Origin of the sequence: Janibacter sp. HTCC2649, from assembly GCF_000152705.1 — a bacterium.
Classification (GTDB): domain Bacteria; phylum Actinomycetota; class Actinomycetes; order Actinomycetales; family Dermatophilaceae; genus Knoellia.
On sequence record NZ_CH672413.1, the window covers coordinates 4,166,239 to 4,193,108 of the forward strand.

Consider the following 26,870-nt stretch of genomic DNA (forward strand, 5'->3'; position numbering starts at 1 on the left):
GCATCCGATGAGAACTCAGTAATGAGCTCCCCCCCAAGTTAGCGGTCCGCGATTTCTGCTTCGTCAGGTCGCAGGGACCAGAAGAAGGAGAAAACGTGGCAAAGGTTCGAGTCAGTGCACTCGCCAAAGAACAAGGAGTGACCAGCAAGGTCCTCCTCGAGCGCCTCAATGAGATGGGCGAATACGTCAAGTCGGCCTCTTCGACCGTCGAGGCGCCCGTCGTGCGTCGCTACACGGAGAAGTTCCCGTCTGCCGCGCCCGCAGCAGCCCCCGACGCGGCCAAGCCGGCCGCCGCGAAGGCACCCGCCCCGGCCGCACCGGCCCCGGCAGCGCCTGCGTCTGCTGCATCCCCCGAGTCCGGCTCCGCGCCGGCCTCCCCGGGCCCGAAGGCTCCGTCGGCGGCTCCCGCTCCCGCAGCCAGCCGGCCCGCCCCCGGCCCGGCGGCACCCGCCCCGGCCGCTCCTGCTGCCGCGGCTCCGGCTCCGGCTGCGCCCGCGCCGGCAGCACCGGTGCCTGCAGCACCTGCCCCGGCAGCGCCTGCTCCCGCAGCACCTGCCCCCTCGGCCCCCGCCGCGAGGGCTCCCGAGTCCGGTGCACGTCCGGCTCCTCGCCCGGGTGCGGGTTCCCCTCGCCCCGGCAACAACCCGTTCGCGCCCAGCCAGGGCATGCGTCAGGGCCGCGATGGCGGTCGTGACGCCAGCCGCGAGGCTCCCCGTGAGGGCGCCCGCGAGGGTGGTCGTGACGGTGGCCGCGAAGGTGGTCGCGAAGGTGGCGGCTCAGCCCGCCCCGGCAACAACCCGTTCGCACCGAGCCAGGGCATGCCGCGTCCGCGCAGCGCTCCCCGTCCCGGTGGCGCCGCAGGTGCTGGAGCCGGCGCAGCCGGCCCGCGCCCCGGTGGTGCACGTCCCAGCCCCGGCATGATGCCGTCCTCCAGTGCGGTCGCCCGTCCGGGCGAGCGTCCCGGCGGCGCTGCACGCGGTGGCCGACCTGGCGCCGGTGGCGCTGGTCGTCCCGGCGGCGGTGGCCCCGGCGCAGGTGGCGGCGGCTTCGCCGGTCGTCCCGGTGGCGGTGGCTTCCGTGGTGGAGCCGGTCGCGGTTCCACTGCTGGTGCCTTCGGTCGTGGAGGTGGCCGTCCCGGTCGCGCCCGCAAGTCCAAGCGTGCGAAGCGCGCTGAGTTCGAGGAGATGCAGGGTCCGTCCATCGGTGGCGTGAGCGTGCCCCGTGGTGATGGCAAGACCGTCATCCAGGTGCGCCAGGGTGCATCCCTGACTGACTTCGCCGACCGGATCAACGCCAGCCCGGGCTCGCTCGTCACGGTCATGTTCCACCTCGGTGAGATGGCGACCGCGACCCAGAGCCTCGACGAGGACACGTTCCGTCTGCTCGGTGCCGAGCTCGGCTACGACATCCGCATGGTCTCCCCGGAGGAGGAGGAGAAGGAGTTGTTCGACTCCTTCGACATCAACCTCGAGATCGGTGTCGACTCCGAGGACGAGGACGACCTCGCGGCCCGCCCGCCGGTCGTCACCGTCATGGGTCACGTCGACCACGGAAAGACGCGCCTGCTCGACGCGATCCGCAACGAGAACGTCGCTGGTGGCGAGTCCGGTGGCATCACCCAGCACATCGGTGCCTACCAGATCCACAAGGAGCACGAGGGCGTCGACCGTCCGATCACCTTCATCGACACCCCGGGTCACGAGGCGTTCACCGCCATGCGTGCTCGTGGTGCGAAGGTCACGGACATCGCGATCCTCGTCGTCGCAGCCGATGACGGCGTCATGCCGCAGACCATTGAGGCGCTCAACCACGCCCAGGCTGCGGATGTCCCGATCGTCGTCGCGGTCAACAAGATCGATGTCGAGGGCGCCAACCCGTCCAAGATCCGTCAGCAGCTCACCGAGTACAACCTCGTTGCCGAGGAGTACGGCGGCGAGACGATGTTCGTCGACGTCTCGGCCAAGCAGGGCGAGAACATCGACGCACTGCTCGAGGCTGTCCTGCTCACCGCGGACGCCGCTCTCGACCTGCGGGCCAACCCCGAGCGCGACGCCCGTGGTGTCGCGATCGAGGCCAACCTCGACAAGGGTCGCGGTGCGACGGCAACGGTCCTCATCCAGTCCGGAACCCTCCACGTCGGTGACGCCATCGTCACGGGCAGCTCCTACGGCCGCGTTCGCGCCATGCTCGATGAGCACGGCAACAACCTCACCGAGGCGGGCCCGTCCCGTCCGGTCCAGGTTCTCGGTCTGTCCTCGGTCCCGCGTGCAGGCGACACGTTCGTCGTCGCTCCCGATGACCGCACCGCCCGCCAGATCGCGGAGCGTCGCGAGTCGGCCGACCGTCAGGCCAGCCTGGCCAAGGCCCGCAAGCGCATCTCGCTCGAGGACCTCAACGAGGCGATCGCGCAGGGCAAGGTCGACACCCTCAACCTCATCCTCAAGGGTGACGTGTCGGGTTCTGTCGAAGCCCTCGAGGACGCGCTCCTCCAGATCGATGTGGGTGAGGACGTCGACCTGCGGATCATTGACCGCGGCGTCGGTGCCATCACGATGAACAACATCAACCTGGCCGTGGCCTCCAACGCCATCATCATCGGCTTCAACGTTCGGGCCGAGGGCCTCAACGCTGACTACGCCGACCGTGAGGGCGTCGAGATCCGCTACTACTCGGTGATCTACCAGGCCATCGAGGAGATCGAGCAGTCCCTCAAGGGCATGCTCAAGCCCGAGTACGAAGAGGTCGAGCTCGGCACCGCCGAGATCCGCGAGATCTTCCGCTCGAGCAAGTTCGGCAACATCGCCGGCTCGATCGTCCGCAGTGGCGAGATCAAGCGCGGCACCAGGTCCCGCATCACGCGTGCCGGTGTCGTCGTGTCCGAGAACGTCGAGATCGCTGGCCTGCGCCGGTTCAAGGATGACGTCACCGAGGTCCGCGACGGCTTCGAGTGCGGCATCAACCTGGGGTCCTACAACGACCTCCAGATCGGCGACCTCATCGCCACGTACGAAATGCGTGAAAAGCCCCGGGCCTGATCGCCCGAGGCTCCACGCCTGACGTGACCGGCCGGCATACCGATTCGGTATGCCGGCCGGTCACGTTCCACACTTTTCCCGCGCCTAAGGTGTCGGGAGAGATCACCAGCAGGACTGAAGAAGGAGTTGTCGTGGCTGACGCCGCTCGCGCCCGCAAGGTCGCCGACCGCATCAAGACGCTGATCGCCGCAGGACTGGGCTCGATCATCAAGGACCCGGACCTTGGGTTCGTGACGATCACGGACGTCCGCGTGACCAACGACCTCCAGCACGCGTCGGTGTTCTACACCGTCTTCGGTGACGACGCCCAGCGTGCCAAGACCACGTACCTCCTCGAGGAGAACCGCGGCAAGCTCCGCAGCCACGTCGGCAAGAACCTCGGCATCCGCCTCACGCCGTCGCTCGAGTTCATCGCCGACGCCATCCCGGAGACGGCCGCCCACCTCGAGGACCTCCTGCGTGAGGCTCGTGAGCGCGACGCCGCCGTGGCGGCTGCTGCAGCTGGAGCCACGCACGCCGGCGACGCCGACCCCTACCGTCACGACGACGAGCCGACGGACGACGACGATGACGATGACGACGTCGACGACGACGACGCCGAGACCAAGGACACCCACGCCAGCGGCACCGACCGCGCGTGAGCGTGGGCCCTCCTCACACAGACGGGCTCCTCGTCGTCGACAAGCCGAGCGAGTGGACGAGTCATGACGTCGTCGCGCGCGCCCGGCGGTTGTGCAACACCCGCAAGGTGGGGCACGCCGGCACGCTCGACCCCATGGCGACGGGCGTGCTCGTCCTCGGTGTCGGTCGAGCCACCAAGCTGCTGACCTTCCTCGTCGGCGTCGACAAGGACTACACCGCGACGATCCGTCTCGGGCAGGCCACGCTCACCGATGACGCCGAGGGTGAGGTGACCAGCGCCCCCGGTGCCGCCGAGGTCGACGACGACGCCATCGCGGCGGCTGTCGCCACTCTCACCGGTGCCATCGAGCAGGTCCCGAGCTCGGTCAGCGCGATCAAGATCAAGGGCCAGCGGTCCTACCACCGCGCCCGAGCGGGGGAGTCCGTCGACCTGCCTGCGCGGCCAGTGACGGTGTCCCGCTTCGAGATCGGTGAGACCCGCCGCTCGACGACGCAGGGCGAGGACGGCAGCGACCTGGCGATCGTCGACGTGGACGTCGAGGTCACTGTGTCCTCCGGAACCTACGTCCGAGCCCTCGCCCGCGACCTCGGCACGGCCCTCGGCTCGGCCGGTCACCTCACTGCCCTGCGACGGACGAGAGTCGGAGGATTCGGTCTCGACACGGCATACCCGCTCTCTGATCTGGAGGCGCGCCAGGGCGAGCCGATGCCGGTCATCCCACTCGCCGACGCGGCCCGCGCCGGGTTCACGGCACGCGAGCTCAGCGACGACGAGGCCCGGACCATCGGTTATGGGCAGAAGCTCCCGTCCGCCGAGCCCGGGCGTCTCGAGGTCGTTGCAGCCTTCGCTCCCGACGGCTCTCTTGTCGCGATGCTCGACGAGTCGAAGGCCACAGCGCGGAGCCACGTCGTGTTCGCTCCGGCGAGTTCGTAGAGTGTCCACCGTGCACCGCTTCACCGACCCCGCCGAGACGCCCGACGAGCTGGCGCCCTGTGTCGTCACGCTCGGCAACTTCGACGGCGTCCACCGCGGGCACAAGGCGGTGCTGTCGCGCCTCGTCGAGATCGGGCGCGAGCGTGGGCTGCCCTCCGTCGCCGTGACGTTCGACCCGCACCCTCTCGCCGTGCTGCACCCCGACCGCGCTCCCGAGATCATCACGCCGAGCTCCGTGCGCGACGACCTGCTCGAGGCGACCGGCCTCGACGGTCTCCTCGTCCTGGGGTTCACCAAGGAGTTCGCGCAGCAGTCGCCGGAGGAGTTCGTCAAGGGCACCTTCGTCGACGGCCTCCAGGCCAAGGTCGTCGTCGTCGGCGTGGACACCCGGTTCGGCTACAAGAACTCCGGCGACGTCGCGACCCTGCGTGAGCTCGGCGAGACCTACGGCTTCGAGGTCATCGCGCTCGAGGACGTGGGTGACGGCGAGCGCTGGTCCTCGACCTCCGTGCGCAACGCCCTCACCGAGGGCGATGTCGCGGCCGCCGCACGGGTGCTCGGCCGACCCCACCGCGTCGTCGGCACGGTCGTGCACGGTCACCACCGCGGTCGCGAGCTCGGCTTCCCCACGGCCAACCTCTCACCCGACTCCGCTGGCCTCGTCCCGGCCGAGGGCGTCTATGCCGGCTGGTTGACCCGCCTCGACCTCGACGCAGGCGAACCCGACCGCACCATGCCGGCCGCGATCTCCATCGGGACGAACCCGACCTTCGACACCAAGGACCGCCGCACGGTCGAGGCCTATGTCCTCGACCGCGACGACCTCGACCTCTATGACGAGCGCGTCGTCGTCGAGTTCGTCGAGCACATCCGCCCGACCCTGCGGTTCGACAGCATCGACGACCTCCTCGTCGCCATGGCCAAGGACGTCGAGCAGTGCCGCGCGGTGCTCACCCAGATCGTCCACTCCTGAGCCTTCGGGGCAGCTGGCTCCGCCAGGACCTCGGCCTCCTCGTCGGGGCCGCCGGCACGTCGCTCGTGGGTGCCCTGCTCGTGTGGTCCGCGACCCACGAGACTGCCGGCACGGCATACCTGTTCCGTCATCTGCTCAACACCGCCATCGGCATCGGGTTGGCCGTCGGCGTGACCCGGCTCGGGCACCAGGGGCTGCGGGTCGTGGCCCCGTGGCTCTACGGCATCTCCCTGCTGGGGCTCATCGCGGTCCTCACCCCGCTGGGGGCGACGATCAACGGGTCGCGCTCCTGGATCCCGGTCGTCGCCGGGTTCACGGTGCAGCCGTCGGAGTTCGCCAAGGTCGGGTTGGCCCTCATGCTGGCGTTCGTCTTCGCCGACCGGTGGGAGCGGCGGGTCGCGCCGAGCAACCGGGACGTCGCCCTCGGCTGGGTGCTCGCCGTCGTGCCGGTGGCGCTCATCATGCTGCAGCCGGACCTCGGCTCGGCCGTGGTCCTCGGAGCGCTGGCCTTCGTCGTCATCGCCATCGCCGGTGCGCCACGCCGATGGATCGTGGGGGTGGGGCTCGCCGCGGTCGGCCTCGTCGCAGCGGCCCTGACGACCCCGCTGCTCAGCGACTACCAGCGGGACCGGCTGCTGTCCTTCGCGAACCCGAGCGCTGACCCGCAGGGCATCGGCTACCAGACCCGTCAGGTGCGGCTCGCGATCGGCTCCGGCGGCTGGAACGGCCAGGGCTTCATGGAGGGCCGTCAGACCCAGGGCGGCTTCATCCCCTACCAGCTCAACGACTTCATCTTCTCGGTCGCGGGGGAGGAGCTCGGCTTCATCGGCGCCGCGGGGTTGCTGTTCCTGCTGTCGTTCATCGTCATCCGAATCTTCGTCGTCGCCGGGCGTTCGGGGGACGCGTTCGGGCGCTTCGTCGGGGTCGGCGTGGGCACGTGGCTGGCGTTCCAGGTCTTCCAGAATGTCGGGATGAACCTCGGTGTCATGCCCGTGACCGGGCTGCCGCTGCCGTTCGTGTCCTACGGCGGGTCGTCGATGTTTGCGTCCTGGCTCGCCATTGGTGTCGTCAACGCGGCGTATGCCGCGGGCCACCGGGACCGCGTCTAGCTGTACTGACCCGACAGGTTGGTTGAGTGATTGCGATCCGCTGATCTGATCAGTGGCGCGGGAAGGGCCTCCCGCGGTGGAGTGGAACTGCCAAGTCACCACTGCCACACACAGGAGGCCCTCATGTCCCACGCTAACGCCGCTCTGACGGTTCGTCACCGGCTCAAGGTCGCTCAGCTCGTCGTCGATCAGCGAGTCCCGATCAGCGAGGTCGCGGCACGATTCCAATGTTCCTGGCCGACGGTGAAGCGATGGGCCGATCGGTACGCCGCTGGTGAACCGATGAGCGACCGCTCGAGCCGTCCACACGCGATGCCCGCCAAGACGTCTCCCTCGACGACGAAGCGGATCGTGTCGTTGCGGCTGCGCAAACGGTTGGGCCCGGTCCAGCTCGCCGCACACGTGGGGGTTGCACCCTCCACAGTGCACCGGGTGCTCACCAGGTGCCACCTCAACCGGTTGGCGCACGTCGACCGTGCCACCGGGGAGCCGGTGCGCCGTTACGAGCACGAGCGCCCCGGGGACATGCTGCACGTGGACGTCAAGAAGTTCGGAAACATCCCCGACGGTGGCGGGTGGCGCTTCGTGGGCCGAGCCCAAGGCGGGAAGAACCGGGCAGGCACCCCGGGCAAACCGAGGAACAAGCATTACCAGCCGAAGATGGGCCACGCGTTCGTGCACACCGTCATCGATGACCACTCTCGTGTGGCCTACGCCGAGGTCCACGACAACGAAACCGCCGTGACCGCCACTGGTGTCCTACGCCGCGCCGTCGCCTGGTTCGCTGTCCGTGGCATCACCACACGCAGAGTCCTGTCCGACAACGGATCCGCCTACATCTCGCACCTGTGGCGCGACGTGTGCGCCGAGCTCGGGATCAAGCACTCCCGCACCCGACCCCGCCGTCCGCAGACCAACGGCAAGATCGAACGCTTCCACCGCACCATGGCCGACGGGTGGGGATACGCCCGCTGCTACACCTCAGAAACCGAACGACGCCAAGCTCTGCCAGCATGGCTCCACGAGTACAACCACCACCGACCCCACACCGCCTGCGGGAACAAGCCACCCATCACCCGCTTAACCAACCTGTCGGGTCAGTACATCTAGCTCGCCTTTGCGCTGTCGTGGGCGAGCGATCGGGTTCCGGTGCATCCGGCCGGGTCGAGGATTCACATCCGGCTCCGTCGAGATAGTACGAAATGCCGAGCGCCGAGCCTCAGCTCGGCGATTCGTACTACCTCGAGTGGGCGAGGAGGGCGTCCACGACAGCAAGGAAGGACGCCTCGGCGCGTTCGGGGGACCCGAGCAGGCCGGCGAGCTCGAGGCTGACGAAGCCGTGGCCCACCGCCCACAGGCGGCGCGCGTGCTCCCACTGGTGGCTCTCCTCCGGCAGCAGACCAGCCGCCACCGCGCGCTTCGTGGCCTCGAGGAGCTTGGTGAGGGAGTTCTCGCCGACCCGGCGGTCCTCGGGAGTGAGAGGAGAAGTGTCGTCCGCGATCCCACCGAACATCACGGCATACAACTGCGGGTTCTCGAGTCCGTTCGCGCGGTAGGCGCGGGCGACGGCCACGAGGTCGGCACGTGGGTCGTTCGTGATGGGGAGGTCCTCGAGGTGCAGGTCGAGCTGGTGGAAGCCCTCGGCGACGACCGCCCGCACGAGGTCGGTCATGCTGCCGAAGTGGGTGTAGACCGTCATCGTCGACGTGCCGAGCTCGGTCGCAACTCGACGTGCGCTGAGGGCGGAGGGTCCCTGCGTCGCGAGCAGGGTGGCGGCAGCGCGCACGACCTCGTCGGCGGTGGTGCGTGGCGTGCGCATCGGCTTCCTCTTCCTCCATCACGGTGTTATGCTCGGCGTTCTATAACAGTGTGATGTTAACTCAGGTGGAAGGTCTTGTCATGGTTGCGCTCCCGAGCTGGCAGTCGATCGGAGGCAACTCTTCCCTGTTGCGCCACGGCCTCAACGTCTGGCCACCTTTCGCGTTCGCCGGGATCCGGGTGGCGCAGCTGAGCACGGACTTCCGCCGGGCCCGCGTCGAGCTGGCGAGCAACCCGCTCACGCGCAACTACGTCGGGACCCAGTTCGGCGGCTCGATCTTCGCGATGACTGACCCGTTCTGGATGTTCCTCACGATGCGCTCGCTGGGGGAGGACTACATCGTCTGGGACCAGGCCGCCGAGGTGCGCTTCGTCAAGCCGGGGCGAGGGCGGCTGCACGCAGAGTTCGAGGTCACCGACGAGCTCATCAACGAGCTGCGCGAGGCAGCCAGCGGCGGCGGCAAGGTGTTGCGCTGGTGCGAGACCGACGTCCGCGACGACTCCGGCGAGATCGTCGCCCAGGTGCGCAAGCAGCTCTATGTCCGCCTCAAGCGCAGGGCCACCAGCGAGCTGGAGAGGTCCAGTTGACGGGCGGGTGAGGTCTACCTAACGCGCGGGGCATTACCCACGGGTCACGTTTGTCCTGAGTGAGCCCGGGGGGCCGGGAACTTGTGGGAGTATCCGGCCACGACTTCCCCAATGACGAGGATGCCTGTGATGCCCACTGCCACGCCCCAGATCCACACTGCCGCCGACGAGGCGATCGATGAGCACATCTTCAATGACCGCTCGCTGAGCGTTGCCCATCTCTTCCGTGAACGTGTCGCCCTCAGCCCCGACAAGGCCGCCTTCATGTACGCGAAGGTCGGCGCGGGAGCAGACGGAGCGGACGAGTGGGTCAACGTCCCCTGGACCGAGCTGCAGACCAGGGTCAACGCCATCGGAGCCGGTCTCGTCGCCCTCGGCGTCGGACCCGAGGAGCGCGTCGGCATCGCGTCCGGCACCTGCTACGAGTGGGCCATCGCCGACCTCGGCATCATGGTGTGCGGTGGCGTCACGACGACGATCTACCCCACGACGATCGACGATGACGTCGCCTTCATCATCAGTGACTCCCTGAGCAAGGTCATCTTCGCCGAGAACGCCGACCAGGTCGCCAAGCTCCGCCGGATCCAGAACCTGATCCCCGGCGTGAGCAAGGTCGTGACCTTTGACCCCGAAGCCGCCACCGGCGAGGACGACTGGGTCATCTCGCTCGACAGCCTCGAGGGTCTCGGTCGCACCGGCCTCCAGCGCGACCCCGGCCTCATCGACGAGCGCATCGACGCGATCACCCCCGACCGTCTCGCCACGATCATCTACACCTCGGGAACGACGGGCCGTCCCAAGGGGGTCCGGCTCAAGCACAAGAGCTTCGTCTACGAGGCTGCGGCGATGCACGCGGCGGGCCTGCTGAGGGAGGACGACCTCCAGTACCTCTGGCTGCCCCTGGCGCACATCTTCGGCAAGGTCCTGCTCACGGTTCCCCTCCAGACAGGTCTGACGACGGCCATCGACGGCCGGATCGACAAGATCGTCGACAACCTCGCCGTCGTGCACCCGACCCTGATGGGTGCGGCCCCGCGCATCTTCGAGAAGGCCTACGGCCGGATCAGCCTGATGATGGAGCAGGAGGGCGGCGCCAAGCTCAAGCTCTTCACCTGGGCCGGTGGCGTCGGCCGCGAGGTCAGCGAGCTGCGCGAGCAGGGCAAGGAGCCGAGTGGCCTGCTCGCCATCAAGCATGGCCTCGCCGACAAGATCATCATGAGCAAGATCCGCGAGCGCTTCGGCGGCAAGATCCGCTACTTCATCTCCGGCTCGGCGGCGCTGAACCAGGACATCGCTCGCTGGTTCGACTCCATGGGCCTGCCCATCCTCGAGGGCTACGGCCTGACCGAGTCGACTGCTGGCGCATTCATCGTCCGGCCGGGAGCCCTGAGGTACGGCTCGGTCGGCTGGCCCTTCCCGGGTTCGGAGGCCAAGATCGCCGAGGACGGCGAGGTGCTGCTCAAGGGCGACCACATCATGGACGGCTACCACAACAACCCCGAGGCCACGGCCGAGGTGCTCGAGGCCGACGGCTGGTTCCACACGGGCGACATCGGTGAGATCGACGAACGCGGCTTCCTCAAGATCACCGACCGCAAGAAGGACCTCTTCAAGACCTCCGGTGGCAAGTACGTCGCGCCGTCGGTCATCGAGTCGACCTTCAAGGGACTCTGCCCCTACGTGAGCCAGTTCCTCGTCTATGGCGCGGATCGCAACTTCGTCTCCGCGCTCGTCACCCTCGACCCGGACGCCATCCAGGGCTGGGCCGCGGCCAACGGGCTGGGCGACCGGACCTACGCCGAGATCGTGACCTCCGACAAGGCGCACGAGATGGTCCAGGGCTACGTCGACGAGCTCAACTCCGGGCTCAACCGCTGGGAGACGATCAAGAAGTTCTCGATCCTCGACTCCGACCTCACCGTCGACAGCGGCGAGCTCACCCCGAGCCTGAAGCTCAAGCGCAAGGTCGTCACCGAGCGCTACCAGGACACCTTGGACGCCCACTACGCCGGCAGCTGACCCCTTCCACTTCGTGCCCCAAACGGACGCTGCGAGCGCAGCGAGCGTGTCCGTTTGGGGCACGAACTGGATCAGTCCTCGATGAGGGGGACGAAACGGTAGGCCCCGTGGATCTCGACCCGAGCGTCATCCAGCCGTCCTGCTGGGTATGCCGCCCGCTCACCTTCGCTGCCCGCGTCCCGGTCGCGCGTCACCTTGTGCATCCACCTGAGCACCGGAATCACCATGACGCCACCGGGCACGAGCTGGTCGACGAGAACCCGGGGGAGGGTCCGCGCCTGCGCCGACACGAGGATCCGGTCGAAGGGGCCGTCGCTGGGTGAGCCCAGGACTCCCGGAGCGGCCAGCGTGAGGTGAGCCCACGGCATACCCGCTCGGTCGAGGTTGACCGCGCCGGTCTTGCGGAGCTCGGGCACCCGTTCGACGCCGATCACTGAGCCCGACGGGCCGGTGAGGTGGGCAAGCAACGCGGTCGTCCAACCGGAGCCGGCGCCGACGTCGAGGACGCGATCGCCGGGTCGCACGCCGAGCAACTCGAGCATGGCGGACACCGTGCGGGGCTGGGAGTTCGTCTGGCCGTGCCCGATCGGCAAGGGCCCGTCACGTCCCGCGTGCCGGCGCTCGCGCAGCGGTAGGTAGTCCCGACGCGGCCGCGCGACCATCGCTTCCGCGACCTTCTCCCGTGCGTCCATGACCCCAGTGTGCCCGTGACTTTGGGGCCTGCCCCGCAGCGAACGTACCCTTGGCCCATGGACACCCGTACTCCTGGCGACTCCCTGTTCCCCGCGCTCGAGCCCCTGCTCGAGCAGGTGAGCAAGCCGATCCAGTACGTCGGCGGTGAGCTCAACTCGACCGTCAAGGACTGGGACTGCGGCGGGGCCAACACCGTGCGCTGGGCGCTCATGTACCCCGACGCCTACGAGGTCGGTGTCCCCAACCAGGGCTCGATGATCCTGTACGAAGTCCTCAACGAGCGCGACGGCGTCCTCTGCGAGCGCACGTATGCCGTGTGGCCCGACATGGAGGCCCTCATGCGTGCCGAGGGGGTTCCGCAGTTCACTGTCGACGCACACCGCGCGATCGGTGACTTCGACGTCCTCGGCGTCTCGTTCTCGACCGAGCTCGGCTACACCAACCTCCTCACCGCGCTCGACCTCGGCGGCATCCCGCTGCACGCGCGTGACCGCGTCGACGGCGACCCGATCGTCATTGCTGGCGGGCACGCGGCGTTCAACCCCGAGACGCTCGCCGACTTCATCGACGCCGCCATCATCGGCGACGGTGAGGAAGCCGTCCTCATGGTCACCGGCCTCATCAATGCGTGGAAACGCGAGGGTATGCCGGGGGGCCGGCGTGAGCTGCTGCTGCGCCTTGCGAAGACCGGCGGGGTCTACGTGCCCGGGTTCTATGACGTGACCTACCTGGCCGATGGCCGCATCCAGCGCATCGCGCCGACCGAGCCCGGTGTCCCGTGGCGCGTGTCGAAGCACACCGTCATGGACCTCGATGCGTGGCCGTACCCGAAGCAGCCGCTCGTGCCGCTCGCTGAGTCGGTGCACGAGCGCATGTCGGTCGAGATCTTCCGCGGTTGCACCCGTGGCTGCCGCTTCTGCCAGGCCGGCATGATCACCCGCCCGGTGCGTGAGCGCTCCATCACCGGCATCGGCGAGATGGTCGAAAAGGGGCTCGCCGCAACGGGATTCGAAGAGGTGGGCCTGCTGTCGCTGTCGAGCGCCGACCACTCCGAGATCGCCGAGCTGACCAAGGGGCTCGCCGATCGCTACGAAGGCACCCAGACCGGACTGTCGCTTCCGTCAACTCGCGTCGACGCCTTCAACATCGACCTCGCCAACGAGCTGACCCGCAACGGGCGCCGCTCCGGGCTGACGTTCGCCCCCGAGGGTGGCAGCGAGCGGATCCGCAAGGTGATCAACAAGATGGTCACCGAGGAGGACCTCATCAAGACCGTCTCGGCGGCCTACGGAGCAGGCTGGCGCAACGTCAAGCTCTACTTCATGTGCGGCCTCCCGACCGAGACCGACGAGGACGTCCTCCAGATCGCCGAGCTCGCCAAGAAGGTCATCGAGACCGGGCGTCAGGTCAGTGGCCGCAAGGACATCCGCTGCACCGTGTCGATCGGTGGCTTCGTGCCCAAGCCGCACACCCCGTTCCAGTGGGTCGCGCAGCTCTCGGCCGATGAGACCGACGCCCGACTCACGAAGTTGCGCGACGCCATCCGCGCCGACAAGCGGTTCGGGTCATCGATCGGCTTCCGCTACCACGACGGCAAGCCCGGCATCGTCGAGGGACTCCTGTCCCGCGGTGACCGCCGCGTGGGCGCCGTCATCGAGCAGGTGTGGCGCGACGGCGGACGCTTCGACGGGTGGAGCGAGCACTTCTCCTACGAGAAGTGGATGACCGCTGCCGACAAGGCGTTCGCCGCGAGCGAGTGGCCGATCGACGTCGACTGGTACACGACGCGCGAGCGTGAGGAGTCCGAGGTCCTGCCCTGGGACGTCGTCGACTCCGGCCTCGACAAGGAATGGCTCTGGCAGGACTGGCTCGACTCTCTCGACGAGACCGAGGTCGACGACTGCCGCTGGACTCCCTGCTTCGACTGTGGCGTCTGCCCGCAGATGGGCACCGAGATCGAGATCGGCCCGACTGGCAAGGTGCTCCTACCCCTCACGATCCTCGGTGCAGGCAAGGCCGGCATGGCCGAACACACCCACGCCTGACCGATGTCAGGGCGACCGGTCGGGACCTCTGTGACGAGTCGGGGGTCCCTGAGGCCCCGACTCGTCACAGATTGGGCGACTCGTGGCGGCACCATCCGCCCGGTCGGCAACAGCAGCGACCTGGACGACCTCATCGCGCTGCGACTTGCATGGAAGCCTGCGTCCGATGACACCCAGGCCGATGCCCTGGCCGACGACATGCGTTCCTGGTGGGAACGCAACGGCGCTGGAAGGCGAGCGTGGATCGCGAGGGGAGCAGGCGGCATACCCGTCGGCATGGCCAACGCGGCCATCTTCGAACGCATGCCGGTCCCGGGAACGGGGTCAGCGCGGTGGATCTACGTCGCCAATGTCTTCGTCCTGCCGGAGCACCGCAGGCAGGGCATTGCCGCCGACCTCATGAACGCGCTTGTCGAATGGGCTCGCGCCGAGGGCATGGTGCGCATCGTCCTCGCACCGAGCGAGATGTCGATCCCGTTCTATGCCTCACTCGGGTTCCGGCCTGCTGACGACCTCATGCGCCTGGACCTGTGACGTGCGTCTGAAGCTCCTATGTCTGTCAAGCGGTGTTGAGCCACTCGCGGTAGCGGTTAACGACTTCTGGAGTGATGTGCAGCCCTCGCTCGGTTCGGCTGATGGTTATCGTTGCTAGGCCAAGTGCGTGGGCTGCTGCTGCGAGGGTGATGTTCTTGGCCTGCCTGGTGGGGCGCAGGTCGTGGACGCCGAGGTCCTCGTGTGGCCGCGTGAGTTGCTTAAACATTTCCCGGGCGATGGCGCGTTTGAGGAGCCGCAGGATCTCTGGCGTGGACCGGCCGCGGTCACGCTGTCGCTGTACGAAGGCCTTGGTGGGCGGGTGGTTCCTGAGCCGTGCCATCGCGATGGTGTGCAATGCGTTGTTTGCGCGTCGGTCACCCCCGCGTGACAACCGGTGGCGTGTGGTCTTGCCTGACGAGGCCGGGACGGGCGCGGTGCCACAGAGCGCGGCGAACGAAGCCTCACTGCGCAGCCTGTCGGGGTTGCCGCCGGCGGTGATGAGCAGTTGTGCCGCGGTGGTGTTCCCAACGCCGTGGAGGTGCAGTAGATGGGGCGCGGCCTTTTCGATCATTGTGGTCCAGTTCGGTGTCGAGTTCGCTGATCTCTCGGGTCAGGCTCTGGTGGCGGCGCGCGAGGGACTTCAATGCGGTCAGGACCAGACGTTCTTCGAGATCTGGGTGCACGCTGGGGCGGCAGGCTGCGAGCGTCTGGATCAGGCGTGCCGCGGTGAGGTTGCGATATTTTTCCCGCAGGTCGGCCGGGGACGTCACCAGTTGGTGGCGAATCTGGACCTGTGCTGCTGCTCTGGCTTTGACAGCTGAGCGCCGAGCATTGTGTAGAGCGCGAAGCGCGGTGATGTCCGCTGACTTCGCTGCCGCGGTTGCCCTACCGCTCAACATGGCCTGGGCCGCCTGGTAGGCATCCAACGGATCCGACTTGCCCTCGCGCCGGCGTACCGCCCGCTCAGGCCGCACCACCTCGAAGACCGCGATGCCCGCCTCACCGGCCGCTCGAGTGATACCCACTCCATACGAACTGGTGCCCTCAATCCCGATCCCCACCACCTCACCTCGACCGGTCAGGAACGCCAGGGCCTGCCGATACCCCGAAGGTGTCGTGGGGAACTCCTGGTCACCCAACTGCCTCCCCCACGAGTCAACAGCCGCGACGTGGATGGTGTCGGCGTGGGTGTCAACGCCTCCCACAAGCGTTCCGGGCTCGAGATTTGTCACTGTCATGATGGAAAGTGCCTTCCGTGTCGATTCGGTTGGTCGACGCCGGTCGGGCGAGCAGACAGGACACTGATGAGGCTTCGCCAGGCTCTTATGAGGTCATGTCCGCCCGGCCGGCGCGCGGGACCCCGAGAGTCAGGCGGTCCAGTTGATGGTCAAGCCAGCAGGCCGACAGTCAGTGCCAGAGTCATGACCCTCGGGGCAACAAACATCATCAGTGTCGGTGCCCGGTGTCACTGTGAAGGCATGAGCCGCACCATCCAGGTCACCTTTGATGCCCACGACCCAGCCGCACTGTCGCGGTTCTGGGCCGAAGCGCTCGGCTACCTCATCCCTGGCCCACCCGGCGTGGAGCTGCCCGAGGGCGCCGATCCGTTCGAGGCATGGGCAGAGTTCCTCACGAACCTCGGCGTACCCGAGTCCCAGCACAACTCCCGGTCCGCCATCGAGGACCCCGAGGGGGGCGGGCCTCGGGTCTTCTTCCAGCAGGTGCCGGAGGACAAGACCGCCAAGAACCGCGTGCACCTCGACGTCCGGGCAGCGCCAGGACTCCAGGGCGACGAACGCATGGCGGCGCTCGAGGCCGAGTGCGAGCGCCTCGTTGCCCTTGGCGCCCAGCGGACCCGCCGGATCGAACCCCAACCGCCCATGGAGGCGGGCTTCATCGTCATGCAGGACCCCGAGGACAACGAGTTCTGCCTCGACTGAGGGGGGGCGACTGAGGGTTCGGTCAGGGCTCACTCGGGGACGCTCCTGATTCCCGTGACGCGCCCCGGTCGCGAGGCTGGCTCCATGCCCTGGTTCGCCCTCCTGCTCACCGTCTGGCTCGTCTGCGCCGGCCGGGCGCGTCGCCCTCGCGGTGATCGCTGGCGGATTCGTCTGTATGCCGTGACGCTGGTCCCCGTGTCAGTCCTGGTCCTTGTGGGGGTCCTGCTCGCCATCCAGTCGGTCGTCGGGGGGCCGTCCGAAGGCGCTCTTCCTGCGACGCTGCCCTATGCGCAATGGCTCGGACTGGTGACCAACCTCGTCGTGGCCGACATCGTCCTCCAGCGTCGCGCGCCCGCCCACAGGTTCACGAGGCATTCACTTTCGGATCGGCCTCCGGCCCTCGTCCGTGACTAGGTTGAGGGCACCCTGGATCCCTGACGAAGGAACACCCATGTCTTTCGCTCGAGCCGTCATCATCGGCGCCGCAGCCCTGCTCGCCATCGCTCCGCTGGCCGCTGCCAGCTCCGCCTCCGGCGCGCCCGCCCAGCCCGGCAACGGTCAGGACCTGCGCGTCGCGACCTACAACCTCTCGCTCAACCGCAACACCGCGGGGCAGATCGTCACCGACCTGTCCACCCCCGACAACGCCCAGGCCAAGGCCGTCGCCGAAGTCATCCAGCGCGCCAACCCCGACGTCGTCCTGCTCAACGAGTTCGACTACGTCGAGGGCGGCACCGCAGTCGACCTCTTCCGCGACAACTACCTCGGCGTTGCCCACAACGGCGCAGCCGCCGTCGACTACCCCTACGCCTACACCGCCCCGGTCAACACCGGTGTCCCGAGCGGCTTCGACCTCAACAACGACGGCACGGTCGGCGGCGGCGACGACGCCTACGGCTTCGGACTCTTCCCGGGTCAGTACGGCATGGTCGTCCTGTCCAAGTACCCCATCCAGACCGACGGCATCCGCACCTTCCAGCACTTCCGCTGGAAGGACATGCCCGGCAACGTCCTCCCGACCGACTGGTACTCGCCGGAGGAGCAGGACATCTTCCGCCTCTCGAGCAAGTCGCACTGGGACATCCCGGTCACGGTGGGCAAGCGCACGGTCCACGTCCTCGCCGCACACCCGACACCGCCGAGCTTCGATGGTCCCGAGGACCGCAACGGTCGCCGCAACCACGACGAGATCCGGTTCTGGGCGGACTACATCACGCCCGGCAAGGGTGGCTACATCTACGACGACCAGGGCGCTCGCGGTGGGCTCAACCCGAGTTCGAGCTTCGTCGTCCTCGGCGACTACAACGCGGACCCGCTCGACGGTGACTCCTACGGCGCCGCGATCAACCAGCTCCTGACGAGCAAACGGATCACCGACCCGCAGGCCACGTCCGAGGGCGCCGTCGAGGCGTCGCAGCTCCAGGGCGGCGCGAACCTCACCCACAAGGGAGACCCGAAGTTCGACACGGCCGACTTCTCGGACAGCGCCCCCGGCAACCTCCGTGTCGACTACACGCTGCTGTCGAAGTCGTTCGCGGTGCGTGACGCCGGTGTCTTCTGGCCGGTCCAGGCCGACCCGCTGTCCCGCCTCACCGGCGTCTTCCCGTTCCCGACGAGCGATCACCGTCTCGTCTGGGCGGATGTCACCTTGCGCTGAACCGTCCCGCAGGACAGGCGTTCAGGTATGCCGTGGCACCCGACGGGTGCCACGGAATACCTGTGTTCGTGGCCCTGCCACGGGGAGTGCTCCCCATGGTGAGGCGGGCCGCCACGCCCTAATCTCAGGGCAGAGGTTCGGCGGGGGACGCCGAACCCATGCGAGAGGACGACGCTGTCATGGGGAACGAGACCTTCCATGTGGTTCCGGCTGACATGGATGCCGATGCCGCCAAGTGGGGTTCGGCTGCGGACTCCCTGGGCAAGGCCCACCGCGCCGTTCCCGCTCTCGGCGTGAGCTTCGGCGGGTTCCAGACGGTCGTCGGGACGAAGTACTCGGAAGCGGACCTCGCCGTCCAGAACATGATCGAGCTCGGAGAGGGCCGGCTGCGGGCGACGTCGACCAACGTCACCCACAACATCGGCCGCACCAAGAAGAACGACGATGACGCGGGCAAGAGCGTGAGCCACGCCGGCGCGGGTGGTGGGGGCGGTGACCGGGGGCCGGGTACGGGTACGGGTACGGGTCCGGGCTCCGGCGAGAACGGTGGCGAGCCGTCCGGCGGCAAGGGCAAGGACCACTACGCGCAGCTGCTCAACGACAACCCGATGCCGACCGACCCCAAGGACCCGGAGATCACCTTCGACCGCCACGTCGACGAGAAGACGGGCGAGGTGTCCTGGACGCCTCGCGAGATGAAGCCCGGCGAGGGCTCGGCCACGGATGGCCGCGACGTGGAGCGCATCCCCGAGCGGGCCGATCGGATCGTCGTCACGATGGTCGACGGCGAGCCCCGGATCACCTACGTCGACACGGACGCCGACGATGGTGGCGGGCCCCGGCCCAGTGCCCAACCGGCTGGCGCCCACTGGCAGGCTGCCGACGGCTCGGCCACCGGGCGCGTCGTCGCCGGCAGCGGGGCCCAGGAGCCGGGCGCCGCCACCCTCCAGCCGAACTCGCAGACCCAGGCCCAGCCGCAGACCGAGTGGAGCCGGCCGCTGCCCGACGGAGCCGACGTGGCCGTGGTCGAGGTCCGTGACGGCGAGCCGCACCTCGTCTTCCTCGACGTGAACGGGGGCGAGGTCACCCAGGTGTCCGACACCGCCCTGACCGACCATGAGTTCCTGCCCGTGAAGGAGAGCCAGCGATGAGCACCGTGAGCCAGTCCGTCAGCTCGCTGAAGACCGCCCTGTCCACCCTGAGCACCTACGTCACGAGCATCGGCGGCGAGTACCAGGCCTATGTCAACAGCCACAACATGCACACCTGCGCGAAGGACCAGGTGCACTACATCGACGGCTTCCGTCCGGGTTCGGGTCACTCGTGGGGCGAGTACCGCGACAAGGTCTCCGAGGTCGTCACCTGGGCCGAGAAGTATGTCGACGACTCCGCCTGGGTTGACGCCCTGAGCACGCGGTCCACTAAGTGGGCGACGGCCTACGGCCACACGTCGGACGCCTACGACGACGTGAGCTCCAAGAACCTGCCGGCGCTGGACAGCTGGAGGGGACCTGCGGGCAAGGCCTACCGCGAGGTCGTGCCCCAGATGCAGAGTGGTGCCGCCTACGCCAACCACGGAGCCATGCTCCTCAAGGGTGCCTCGGCCTCGATCTCGGAAGCCGGCGAGACCTTCTTCAGCGATGTTGCGGCTGCGGTGTCGACCCTGGCCGGCAGCCTGACGCACTACGCGCAGGTCGGCCCGCCGCCCTCGGCCGGCGACCCGCCCTCTGTGGGGCCGACGGGCGCCTACAGCTGCGGCCTGTTCCACGACACCGACGATGCCGGGAGCCATCCATGGACCGCGCTCACGACGTGCGAAGGTGCCCTGACGGCGCTGGAGTCGGAGGTCACCCAGGCACTGCAGGTCGCCGGTCCCGGCGGTCCCGCCCAGGGTGGCTACGTCTCGGTCCCTGACTACTTCACCGACGCCTGGCCAGCGGCACCCGGCGGGCACTGACCGACAGGACCACACGGCATACGCACGTGGATCTGGTCTGTCCAGCCGTGAAATAGGCTGGGCGGACCATGGCTCGTCGCATCCCTGAAGGTCCTCCGCCGCCGCTTGCGGTCCAGAAGCTCCGCATCCGCTACGCCAAGCGTGGCCGGCTGCGCTTTTCCTCGACGCGTGACTTCGCGAGGGCCCTCGAACGCGCCCTGCGTCGCTCGGGCGTGCCCATGGCCTTCTCGGCCGGCTTCCACCCGCACCCCAAGATCAGCTACGCCAACGCGGCCCCGACGGGCACGGCCAGCGAGGCGGAGTACTTCGAGATCTCGGTGACCGAACGCGTCGACCCCGAAGCCGTGCGACTCGCCCTCGACGAGGCGCTGCCCCCCGATCTCGACATCATCGAGGTCGTCGAAGCCGGCCCCGGAGGCCTCGCCGAGCGCCTCGAGGCGAGCGTCTGGCGGCTCGAGATGCGTGGCGTCACCGTCGAGACCCTCGGGTATGCCGTGGAGCAGTTTCTCGCTGTCGAGGTGGCCGAGGTGACCCGCATGTTCAAGACCGGCGCCAAGACCTTCGACGTCCGGTCCGCCGTCGTGTCCATGGTCGCCACCGAGAGCGAAGACGGCTCGTGTGCGATACTGCAGATGGTCGTTCGGCACACCACACCGTCCGTTCGCCCCGATGACATCCTGACCGCACTGCGCGCAGTGACAGAGCTCAGGCCACCGGTCCCACCTCTGGTGACCCGACTGGCCCAGGGCCCACTGCTCACCGAAGCTGCCGGGGTGGCCGATCCACTGGCCGCCGACAAGGACGCCGTCGGTTCCTGATCGGTTGCCGCAGCGGAGATCCAGCCGCGCGAAACCCTTGGGAACAGCACACGACTTCCGTGTCGGGAAATCTCACCCGGCACGATCGCGATACGAGCCCCACGGGGTCGGCAGGTCCGGGTTCTCGCCCAGACGGTGTGGCTGACGGCCACGTGGCGCCGAGAGGGTCACAGCCCATGGCTACCCAGGACGAACCCACCACCCAGAACGACGCCAGCACGACCGACGGCGCAGAGTCGGCGCCGGCGAAGGCACCCCGTCGTCGCCGCGCGACCAAGAAGGCGGCGGCTCCGGTGATCGCCGAGACCGCGACCGACGCTGGCAGCGAGCCGGCGGCAGAGCCGGCCGCGGACGAGGCCACTGAGGCCGCGCCGAAGAAGAAGGCGGCCAAGAAGACAGCCAAGAAGGCGGCTCCGAGGAAGCGCGCGACCAAGAAGGCCGTCGCTCAGCAGGAGGCCCTCCTCGAGGAGCCCACCACCGTCGACGAGCCCCTGGTCGAGGAGGACGAGGCGCTCGTCGAGGAGCCCGTCGTCGAGCCCGAGCCCGAGAAGGTCGAGGCCCCCAAGGTCGTTCCGTCGTTCGGCATCCTCTTCCAGGCTCCGGACGTCACCGCCGCGCCGCGTCGTCGTCGTGCGACCGCTCCCGCGCAGGCACCGAGCGAGGGCACCATCGACTCCGCTCCCGAGGCCGAAGCACCAGCCCCGACGCGGGACAAGTCCGCCAAGGCCGAGATCGACGCGCCCGCCGAGAAGCCCACGAGGTCTCGCCGCGGCCGCGCCGCCAAGACCGTCGAAGCGGCCGAGCCGACCGAGGACGACCAGGCCGTCGAGGACCAGTCCGGTGACGACGACAGCCGTGAGGACTCCGGCGACGAGCCCCAGGAGGGCGCTCGCCGTCGCCGTCGTGGCGGCCGAGGCCGTCGTGGCCGTGGTGGCAATGAGCGTTCCGACGACAACGCGTCCGACGACGCGACCTCGTCCGACAGCGCCGAATCCTCTGATGACAGCGACGAGTCGGACGACCAGGATGCCCGCGCCGATGACGGCGCCGACAACGAGAACGGTGACGGTGGCACGAGCCGTCGTCGCCGTCGTCGTCGCCGCTCCGGCTCGTCCGCCGACGGCGATGACCCGCCCGGCACGGTGACCAAGGTCCGCGAGCCCCGCAAGGAGCGCGAGCGCGAGCGCAGCGACGAACCGACTGCGGTCAAGGGTTCGACGCGTCTCGAGGCCAAGAAGCAGCGTCGCCGTGAGGGCCGTGAAGCCGGTCGACGCCGCACGATCATCACCGAGGCCGAGTTCCTGGCCCGCCGTGAGTCGGTCGAGCGGATCATGACCGTGCGCGGCAAGGGTGACAAGACCCAGATCGGTGTCCTCGAGGACGGCGTCCTCGTCGAGCACTACGTCTCGCGTGAGACGAACGCGTCGATGGCCGGCAACGTCTACCTCGGCCGCGTCCAGAACGTCCTGCCCTCCATGGAGGCCGCGTTCGTCGACATCGGCAAGGGCCGCAACGCCGTCCTCTACGCCGGTGAGGTCAACTGGGACGCTGCTGGCCTCGAGCAGAACCGCGCGAAGCGCATCGAGAACGCCATGGGCTCCGGTGACACGGTCCTCGTCCAGGTGACGAAGGACCCGATCGGTCACAAGGGTGCGCGCCTCACGAGCCAGATCTCGCTCCCGGGCCGCTACCTCGTCTACGTCCCCGAGGGATCGATGACGGGCATCTCCCGCAAGCTCCCCGACACCGAGCGCGCCCGCCTCAAGGCCATCCTCAAGGAGGTCGTCCCCGAGCACGCTGGTGTCATCGTCCGCACGGCCGCCGAAGGTGCCTCCGAGGAGGAGCTGCGCGCCGACGTCGAGCGCCTGACCAAGGCCTGGGAGAAGATCCAGCAGAAGGTCGCCGCAGCGTCCTCCAAGAAGGCCGGCAGTGGCGGTGCCCCCGTCCTGCTCCACGGTGAGGCCGACCTCACGGTCCGCGTCATCCGCGACGTCTTCACCGAGGACTTCAGCGAGCTCATCGTCTCTGGTGACCAGGCCTGGGCCGAGGTCAGCGGCTACGTCGAGGACGTTGCTCCGGACCTCGCCAAGCGCCTCACCCACTGGACCTCCGAGGAGGACCTGTTCAGCCACCATCGTGTGGATGAGCAGATCTCCAAGGCGATGGACCGCAAGGTCTGGCTGCCCTCCGGCGGCTCGCTCGTCATCGACCGCACCGAGGCCATGACGGTTGTCGACGTCAACACTGGCAAGTTCGTCGGCTCCGGCGGAAACCTCGAAGAGACGGTCACCAAGAACAACATCGAGGCTGCTGAGGAGATCGTCCGCCAGCTCCGGCTGCGTGACATCGGCGGCATCATCGTCATCGACTTCATCGACATGGTCCTCGAGTCCAACCGCGACCTCGTGGTCCGTCGACTCCTCGAGTGCCTCGGGCGTGACCGAACCAAGCACCAGGTCGCCGAGGTCACCTCGCTCGGTCTCGTCCAGATGACGCGCAAGCGGGTCGGTTCTGGCCTCATCGAGGTCTTCTCCGAGCAGTGCGAGCACTGCGCGGGTCGCGGGATCATCGTGCAGAGCGAGCCCGTCGACCGCACCGGCACCTCGAACGAGCACGGTCACTCCAACGGTGCTGTCGGTGGCCAGGGCGGCGACAAGAGCGGCAGCGCCTCCAGCCGCGGCCGCAACCGTCGCGGCAAGGCCGACTCCGGTCAGGCGTCCGCGCCCAAGGACGCCACTGTCGAGGACGCTCCGCCGGTCCGCAGTGGCCCCACGGCTGCTCAGATCGCCGCAGCAGCCCACGCTGCAGCGATCAAGTCGCTGTCCGGTGAGTCCACGGATGACGACGTCGCGGACCTCGCCGGTCCTGCGGACGACGAGTCGACGCAGCCCACGCACACCCCGGTGGTCGAGTCCTCCGAGGTCAGCGAGCCCAGCGAGCCCAGCCACACCGAGCCCGCCGAGCCCGCCGAGCCCGCCGAGCCCACCCAGGTTGCGCCCGCCACCGTCATCGCCGAGGTCGGTCGACCCGACTCCGCCGACGACACCGAAGCGGTCCGCCCGATCGTGGCCGAACCCGCCCCGATCGACCAGCCCGTCGTCCGTCCGCGCCGCAAGCGTGGTCGGGTCGTCGCCCCCGCAGGTCCGCCGAAGACGGCGGATTTGGAGCAGGGCGAGAACGACCGCTAATCTTGTCCGTCGGTGCGCCCACCGAGCCGATGTCCTGCGTCATGAGTGTTCTCACGAAGACTCACCGTCACGGGGTAGCTATCAGCCGGTCATCCAGAGCGAGTGCATCCTGATTCGAAAGTGAGCTCCACTGTGTACGCGATTGTTCGCGCAGGTGGTCGGCAGGAAAAGGTCTCCGTCGGAGACGTCCTGCTGATCGACAAGGTCGGCCGTGCCGGCGACAGCATCGACCTGACCCCGCTTCTCGTCGTGGACGGCTCGACCGTCACCTCCGACGCCTCGAAGCTGGCCAAGGTTTCCGTGAAGGCCGAGGTCGTCAAGGCGGCCAAGGGTCCCAAGATCGTGATCATGAAGTACAAGAACAAGACCGGCTACCGCAAGCGTCAGGGTCACCGTCAGCACCTGACCCAGATCAAGATCACCTCGATCGACGCCTGAGCGTCCGTCCACACAGACTCACGAAGGTAGAGAAACATGGCACACAAGAAGGGTGCAGCCTCGACCCGTAACGGTCGCGACTCCAACTCCCAGCGACTCGGCGTCAAGCGCTTTGGCGGCCAGCTCGTCAACGCGGGCGAGATCATCGTCCGTCAGCGCGGCACGCACTTCCACCCCGGTGAGGGCGTTGGCCGTGGCGGCGACGACACGCTGTTCGCGCTCGTCGCGGGCAACGTGGAGTTCGGCACGAAGCGCCGTCGCAAGGTCATCAACATCGTTCCCACCCCGGAGACCGTCGCCGCGGAGTGATTCCACAGCAACAGGCGCCTGTATGCCGTGCACTGAGCACGCTGCCTACGGGCGCCTTTGCTTGTCGGGCTGGTGTCGTTTCAGGAGACGGAGGTCGGCGTCTCGACCTGCGCAGGCGGAAAGACCGCCACCACGGCAGCCAGCCCCGCGACGGCGGCAGCGACGAGGGCTCGCGACTTCAGGTCGACGAGGTAGGTCGTGAGGTAGTCGACCTTCCAGACGTAGATGGCGAACGCCAGCATCACCAGGGAGGCCACGAGAACCGCGATCCGCCCGCGCCCCGAAGCCAGGGCGACCAGGACGACGACCGCGCACGCCAGGCTCAACAGCACGAACGGGGCGAAGACGGTGAACGTGGCCGCGAACCCGCCGCCGCCCTCCAGGTCGTCCACCGGGTCGGGCGAGATGGCCGACCCGAACAGACCCCAGACGAGCGCAGCGCAGGCGGCCGCGAGGAGCACGGCGCCAAGACGGGTTCGAACTGGGGCCCGAGGGGTCGTCACCATGGATGACAGTGTGCGCCGCGACCGCCCGTAGACTGGGGCACTCACCCAAGACTTTGCAAGGTCGACACATTCTCGGCGCCCCCTGATCGCAGCGTTCAACCCTTTTCTCTCGGAAGCAGGATTCACCCATGGCCGTCAACTTCGTGGACCGCGTCGTCCTGAACGTCGCGGCCGGTGACGGTGGGCACGGCGTGGCCTCGGTCAAGCGCGAGAAGTTCAAGCCCCTCGGCGGACCCGACGGTGGCAACGGCGGCAAGGGTGGCTCGGTCGTCCTGCGGGTCGACCCGCAGTCGACGACCCTGCTCGACTACCACCACACCCCGCACCGTCGCGCCCCCAACGGCAAGCCCGGTGGCGGCGACGAGCGCAACGGTGGCGACGGAGGCGACCTCGTCCTGCCCGTGCCGGAGGGCACGGTCGTCAAGAACGCAGCCGGCGACATCCTCGCCGACCTCGTGGGGCACGACGCCGAGTTCGTCGTTGCTGCGGGTGGTCGTGGGGGACTGGGCAACAAGCAGCTCGCGTCCGCACGCCGCGTGGCTCCGGGCTTCGCCCTTCTCGGTGAGCCCGGCGAAACCCTCGAGATCGTCCTCGAGCTCAAGTCCCTCGCCGACGTCGCCCTCATCGGCTTCCCGAGCGCCGGCAAGTCCTCGCTCGTGTCGGTCGTGAGTGCGGCCAAGCCCAAGATCGCCGACTACCCGTTCACGACGCTCATCCCCAACCTCGGTGTCGTCACCGCGGGCAGCATGCGCTACACGATCGCCGACGTCCCCGGTCTCATCCCCGGCGCGAGCGAGGGCAAGGGTCTCGGCCTGGAGTTCCTCCGCCACGTCGAGCGCTGCTCGGTCCTCGTGCACGTCGTCGACTGCGCGACCCTGGAGTCCAACCGCGACCCGATGAGCGACCTCGACGTCATCGAGGCCGAGCTCGCGGCCTATGTCCCCGACGACAGCCTCGGCGGTCGTCCGTTGTCCGAGCGCACCCGCATCGTCGTCCTCAACAAGGCCGATGTCCCCGATGCCCGCGACCTGGCCGAGATGGTCAAGCCCGACCTCGAGGCCCGCGGGCTCGAGGTGCACATCGTCAGCGCCGTCGCCCACACCGGGCTCAAGGAGCTGACCTTCTCGCTCGCGAACCACGTCACCGAGGCCCGCAAGGAGATGGAGGCGCTGGTGGTCGAGCGGCCCCGCGCCATCGTGCGCCCCAAGGCCGTCGACGACACCGGCTTCACGGTCCGCAAGGAGAACACGCCTGACGGTGAGGTCTTCCGGGTCCAGGGCGATCGCCCGACCCGCTGGATCCACCAGACCGACTTCTCCAACGACGAGGCCGTGGGCTACCTCGCCGACCGGCTCAGCCGTCTCGGTGTCGAGGAGCAGCTCTACAAGGCCGGAGCCGTGGCCGGCTCGACGGTCGTCATCGGGCCCGAGGACAACTCCGTCGTCTTCGACTGGGAGCCCACGATGGCTGCCGGCGCCGAGCTCCTCACCGGTCCCCGCGGCACCGACCTTCGTCTCGGCGAGAACGAGCGCAAGAGCCGCGGCGAGAAGCGCCAGGAGTTCCACGGTCGCAAGGACGCCCAGACGGCGGCCCGCGAGACGCTCGCCGCCGAGCGCAAGGCTGGCCACTGGGCCACTGCGCGCGACGACGACGACGAGTGAGCGCAG

At 68.4% G+C, this 26,870-nt stretch carries 25 protein-coding genes and 1 pseudogene; 20 read left to right on the forward strand and 6 right to left on the reverse strand.

Annotated features, from left to right (window positions below; all coding sequences use genetic code 11):
• Positions 1-95: 95 nt before the first annotated feature.
• From infB to JNB_RS19910, 6 genes are all read left to right on the forward strand, one after another.
• Entirely contained in the window at positions 96-3,035 is a 2,940-nt protein-coding gene (gene infB, locus JNB_RS19885) for a translation initiation factor IF-2 (protein ID WP_040884014.1), read from the forward strand.
• Positions 3,036-3,166: 131 nt separating this feature from the next.
• On the forward strand, positions 3,167-3,676 hold the full coding sequence (gene rbfA, locus JNB_RS19890; RefSeq protein ID WP_009778343.1) for a 30S ribosome-binding factor RbfA: 510 nt from the start codon (positions 3,167-3,169) through the stop codon (positions 3,674-3,676).
• Positions 3,673-4,611 carry a tRNA pseudouridine(55) synthase TruB gene (gene truB, locus JNB_RS19895; protein WP_009778344.1) on the forward strand — a complete coding sequence of 313 codons (939 nt, stop codon included), beginning with the start codon at positions 3,673-3,675 and terminating at the stop codon, positions 4,609-4,611. Before rbfA ends, truB begins: the two co-directional genes overlap by 4 nt.
• 10 nt (positions 4,612-4,621) lie before the next feature.
• Complete coding sequence (locus tag JNB_RS19900) at positions 4,622-5,584, forward strand: bifunctional riboflavin kinase/FAD synthetase (RefSeq protein ID WP_040885319.1); 963 nt, start codon at positions 4,622-4,624, stop codon at positions 5,582-5,584.
• Positions 5,548-6,693, forward strand: coding sequence for a rod shape-determining protein RodA (gene rodA, locus JNB_RS19905; RefSeq protein ID WP_009778346.1), 1,146 nt, complete (start codon positions 5,548-5,550; stop codon positions 6,691-6,693). The genes JNB_RS19900 and rodA overlap by 37 nt, the downstream gene beginning before the upstream one ends.
• A 123-nt stretch (positions 6,694-6,816) precedes the next feature.
• A complete protein-coding gene (locus tag JNB_RS19910; RefSeq protein WP_009778347.1) occupies positions 6,817-7,803 on the forward strand; it encodes an IS481-like element ISJs1 family transposase in 987 nt (328 codons plus the stop codon).
• A 127-nt stretch (positions 7,804-7,930) separates the two neighbouring features.
• On the opposite strand, the gene JNB_RS19915 is transcribed toward JNB_RS19910, so the two are convergent.
• The gene (locus JNB_RS19915; protein ID WP_009778348.1) at positions 7,931-8,512 is read right to left on the reverse strand and encodes a TetR/AcrR family transcriptional regulator; all 582 of its coding nucleotides are present in this window, start codon (positions 8,510-8,512) and stop codon (positions 7,931-7,933) included.
• Between the two features lie 80 nt (positions 8,513-8,592).
• Here JNB_RS19915 and JNB_RS19920 point away from each other — a divergent pair, with 80 nt between their 5' ends.
• Complete coding sequence (locus JNB_RS19920; protein WP_009778349.1) at positions 8,593-9,099, forward strand: DUF4442 domain-containing protein; 507 nt, start codon at positions 8,593-8,595, stop codon at positions 9,097-9,099.
• Positions 9,100-9,228: 129 nt separating this feature from the next.
• Positions 9,229-11,118, forward strand: coding sequence for a long-chain fatty acid--CoA ligase (locus JNB_RS19925; RefSeq protein ID WP_009778350.1), 1,890 nt, complete (start codon positions 9,229-9,231; stop codon positions 11,116-11,118).
• Between the two features lie 71 nt (positions 11,119-11,189).
• On the opposite strand, the gene JNB_RS19930 is transcribed toward JNB_RS19925, so the two are convergent.
• Positions 11,190-11,810 (reverse strand): protein-L-isoaspartate O-methyltransferase, encoded by a 621-nt coding sequence (locus JNB_RS19930; protein ID WP_009778351.1) that lies wholly within the window; start codon positions 11,808-11,810, stop codon positions 11,190-11,192.
• Between the two features lie 57 nt (positions 11,811-11,867).
• Between JNB_RS19930 and JNB_RS19935 the strand changes: the two genes are divergently transcribed.
• Both JNB_RS19935 and JNB_RS19940 read left to right on the forward strand, forming a co-directional pair.
• Entirely contained in the window at positions 11,868-13,856 is a 1,989-nt protein-coding gene (locus JNB_RS19935; RefSeq protein WP_009778352.1) for a TIGR03960 family B12-binding radical SAM protein, read from the forward strand.
• 3 nt (positions 13,857-13,859) lie between these two features.
• A complete protein-coding gene (locus JNB_RS19940) occupies positions 13,860-14,390 on the forward strand; it encodes a GNAT family N-acetyltransferase (RefSeq protein WP_148232527.1) in 531 nt (176 codons plus the stop codon).
• Between the two features lie 25 nt (positions 14,391-14,415).
• Here the strand turns inward: JNB_RS19940 and JNB_RS22115 are convergent, their stop codons facing one another.
• The 3 genes and pseudogenes from JNB_RS22115 to JNB_RS22125 all read right to left on the reverse strand — a co-directional run bounded on the left by JNB_RS22115 (position 14,416) and on the right by JNB_RS22125 (position 15,529).
• The gene (locus tag JNB_RS22115; protein WP_009778354.1) at positions 14,416-14,730 is read right to left on the reverse strand and encodes a hypothetical protein; all 315 of its coding nucleotides are present in this window, start codon (positions 14,728-14,730) and stop codon (positions 14,416-14,418) included.
• Between the two features lie 15 nt (positions 14,731-14,745).
• Positions 14,746-14,934: pseudogene (locus JNB_RS22120) on the reverse strand (transposase); the annotation flags it as partial.
• Entirely contained in the window at positions 14,852-15,529 is a 678-nt protein-coding gene (locus JNB_RS22125) for a transposase (protein ID WP_237700724.1), read from the reverse strand. The gene JNB_RS22125 and the pseudogene JNB_RS22120, both read right to left, overlap by 83 nt.
• Positions 15,530-15,868: 339 nt before the next feature.
• On the opposite strand from JNB_RS22125, the gene JNB_RS19950 reads away from it, so the two are divergent.
• From JNB_RS19950 to rpmA, 9 genes are all read left to right on the forward strand, one after another.
• The gene (locus JNB_RS19950; protein ID WP_009778356.1) at positions 15,869-16,330 is read left to right on the forward strand and encodes a VOC family protein; all 462 of its coding nucleotides are present in this window, start codon (positions 15,869-15,871) and stop codon (positions 16,328-16,330) included.
• An 84-nt stretch (positions 16,331-16,414) separates the two neighbouring features.
• On the forward strand, positions 16,415-16,744 hold the full coding sequence (locus tag JNB_RS19955) for a hypothetical protein (RefSeq protein WP_148232528.1): 330 nt from the start codon (positions 16,415-16,417) through the stop codon (positions 16,742-16,744).
• 37 nt (positions 16,745-16,781) lie between these two features.
• On the forward strand, positions 16,782-17,987 hold the full coding sequence (locus JNB_RS19960; RefSeq protein ID WP_009778358.1) for an endonuclease/exonuclease/phosphatase family protein: 1,206 nt from the start codon (positions 16,782-16,784) through the stop codon (positions 17,985-17,987).
• A gap of 179 nt (positions 17,988-18,166) precedes the next feature.
• Positions 18,167-19,138: a hypothetical protein gene (locus tag JNB_RS19965; RefSeq protein ID WP_148232529.1), complete on the forward strand. Its 972-nt coding sequence runs from the start codon at positions 18,167-18,169 to the stop codon at positions 19,136-19,138.
• Positions 19,135-19,944 carry a hypothetical protein gene (locus JNB_RS19970; protein ID WP_009778360.1) on the forward strand — a complete coding sequence of 270 codons (810 nt, stop codon included), beginning with the start codon at positions 19,135-19,137 and terminating at the stop codon, positions 19,942-19,944. The genes JNB_RS19965 and JNB_RS19970 overlap by 4 nt, the downstream gene beginning before the upstream one ends.
• 68 nt (positions 19,945-20,012) lie before the next feature.
• Entirely contained in the window at positions 20,013-20,762 is a 750-nt protein-coding gene (locus JNB_RS19975; protein WP_009778361.1) for a TIGR03936 family radical SAM-associated protein, read from the forward strand.
• Positions 20,763-20,938: 176 nt separating this feature from the next.
• The gene (locus tag JNB_RS19980; protein ID WP_009778362.1) at positions 20,939-23,950 is read left to right on the forward strand and encodes an Rne/Rng family ribonuclease; all 3,012 of its coding nucleotides are present in this window, start codon (positions 20,939-20,941) and stop codon (positions 23,948-23,950) included.
• A 132-nt stretch (positions 23,951-24,082) separates the two neighbouring features.
• Positions 24,083-24,388, forward strand: a complete 306-nt coding sequence (gene rplU, locus JNB_RS19985) for a 50S ribosomal protein L21 (protein WP_009778363.1) — start codon at positions 24,083-24,085, stop codon at positions 24,386-24,388.
• A 36-nt stretch (positions 24,389-24,424) separates the two neighbouring features.
• Positions 24,425-24,697 carry a 50S ribosomal protein L27 gene (gene rpmA / locus JNB_RS19990; protein ID WP_009778364.1) on the forward strand — a complete coding sequence of 91 codons (273 nt, stop codon included), beginning with the start codon at positions 24,425-24,427 and terminating at the stop codon, positions 24,695-24,697.
• 80 nt (positions 24,698-24,777) lie between these two features.
• Here rpmA and JNB_RS19995 read toward each other — a convergent pair whose 3' ends face one another.
• The gene (locus tag JNB_RS19995; RefSeq protein WP_148232530.1) at positions 24,778-25,203 is read right to left on the reverse strand and encodes a hypothetical protein; all 426 of its coding nucleotides are present in this window, start codon (positions 25,201-25,203) and stop codon (positions 24,778-24,780) included.
• A gap of 128 nt (positions 25,204-25,331) precedes the next feature.
• Here JNB_RS19995 and obgE point away from each other — a divergent pair, with 128 nt between their 5' ends.
• On the forward strand, positions 25,332-26,864 hold the full coding sequence (gene obgE, locus JNB_RS20000) for a GTPase ObgE (protein WP_009778366.1): 1,533 nt from the start codon (positions 25,332-25,334) through the stop codon (positions 26,862-26,864).
• The last annotated feature ends 6 nt before the right edge of the window (positions 26,865-26,870 follow it).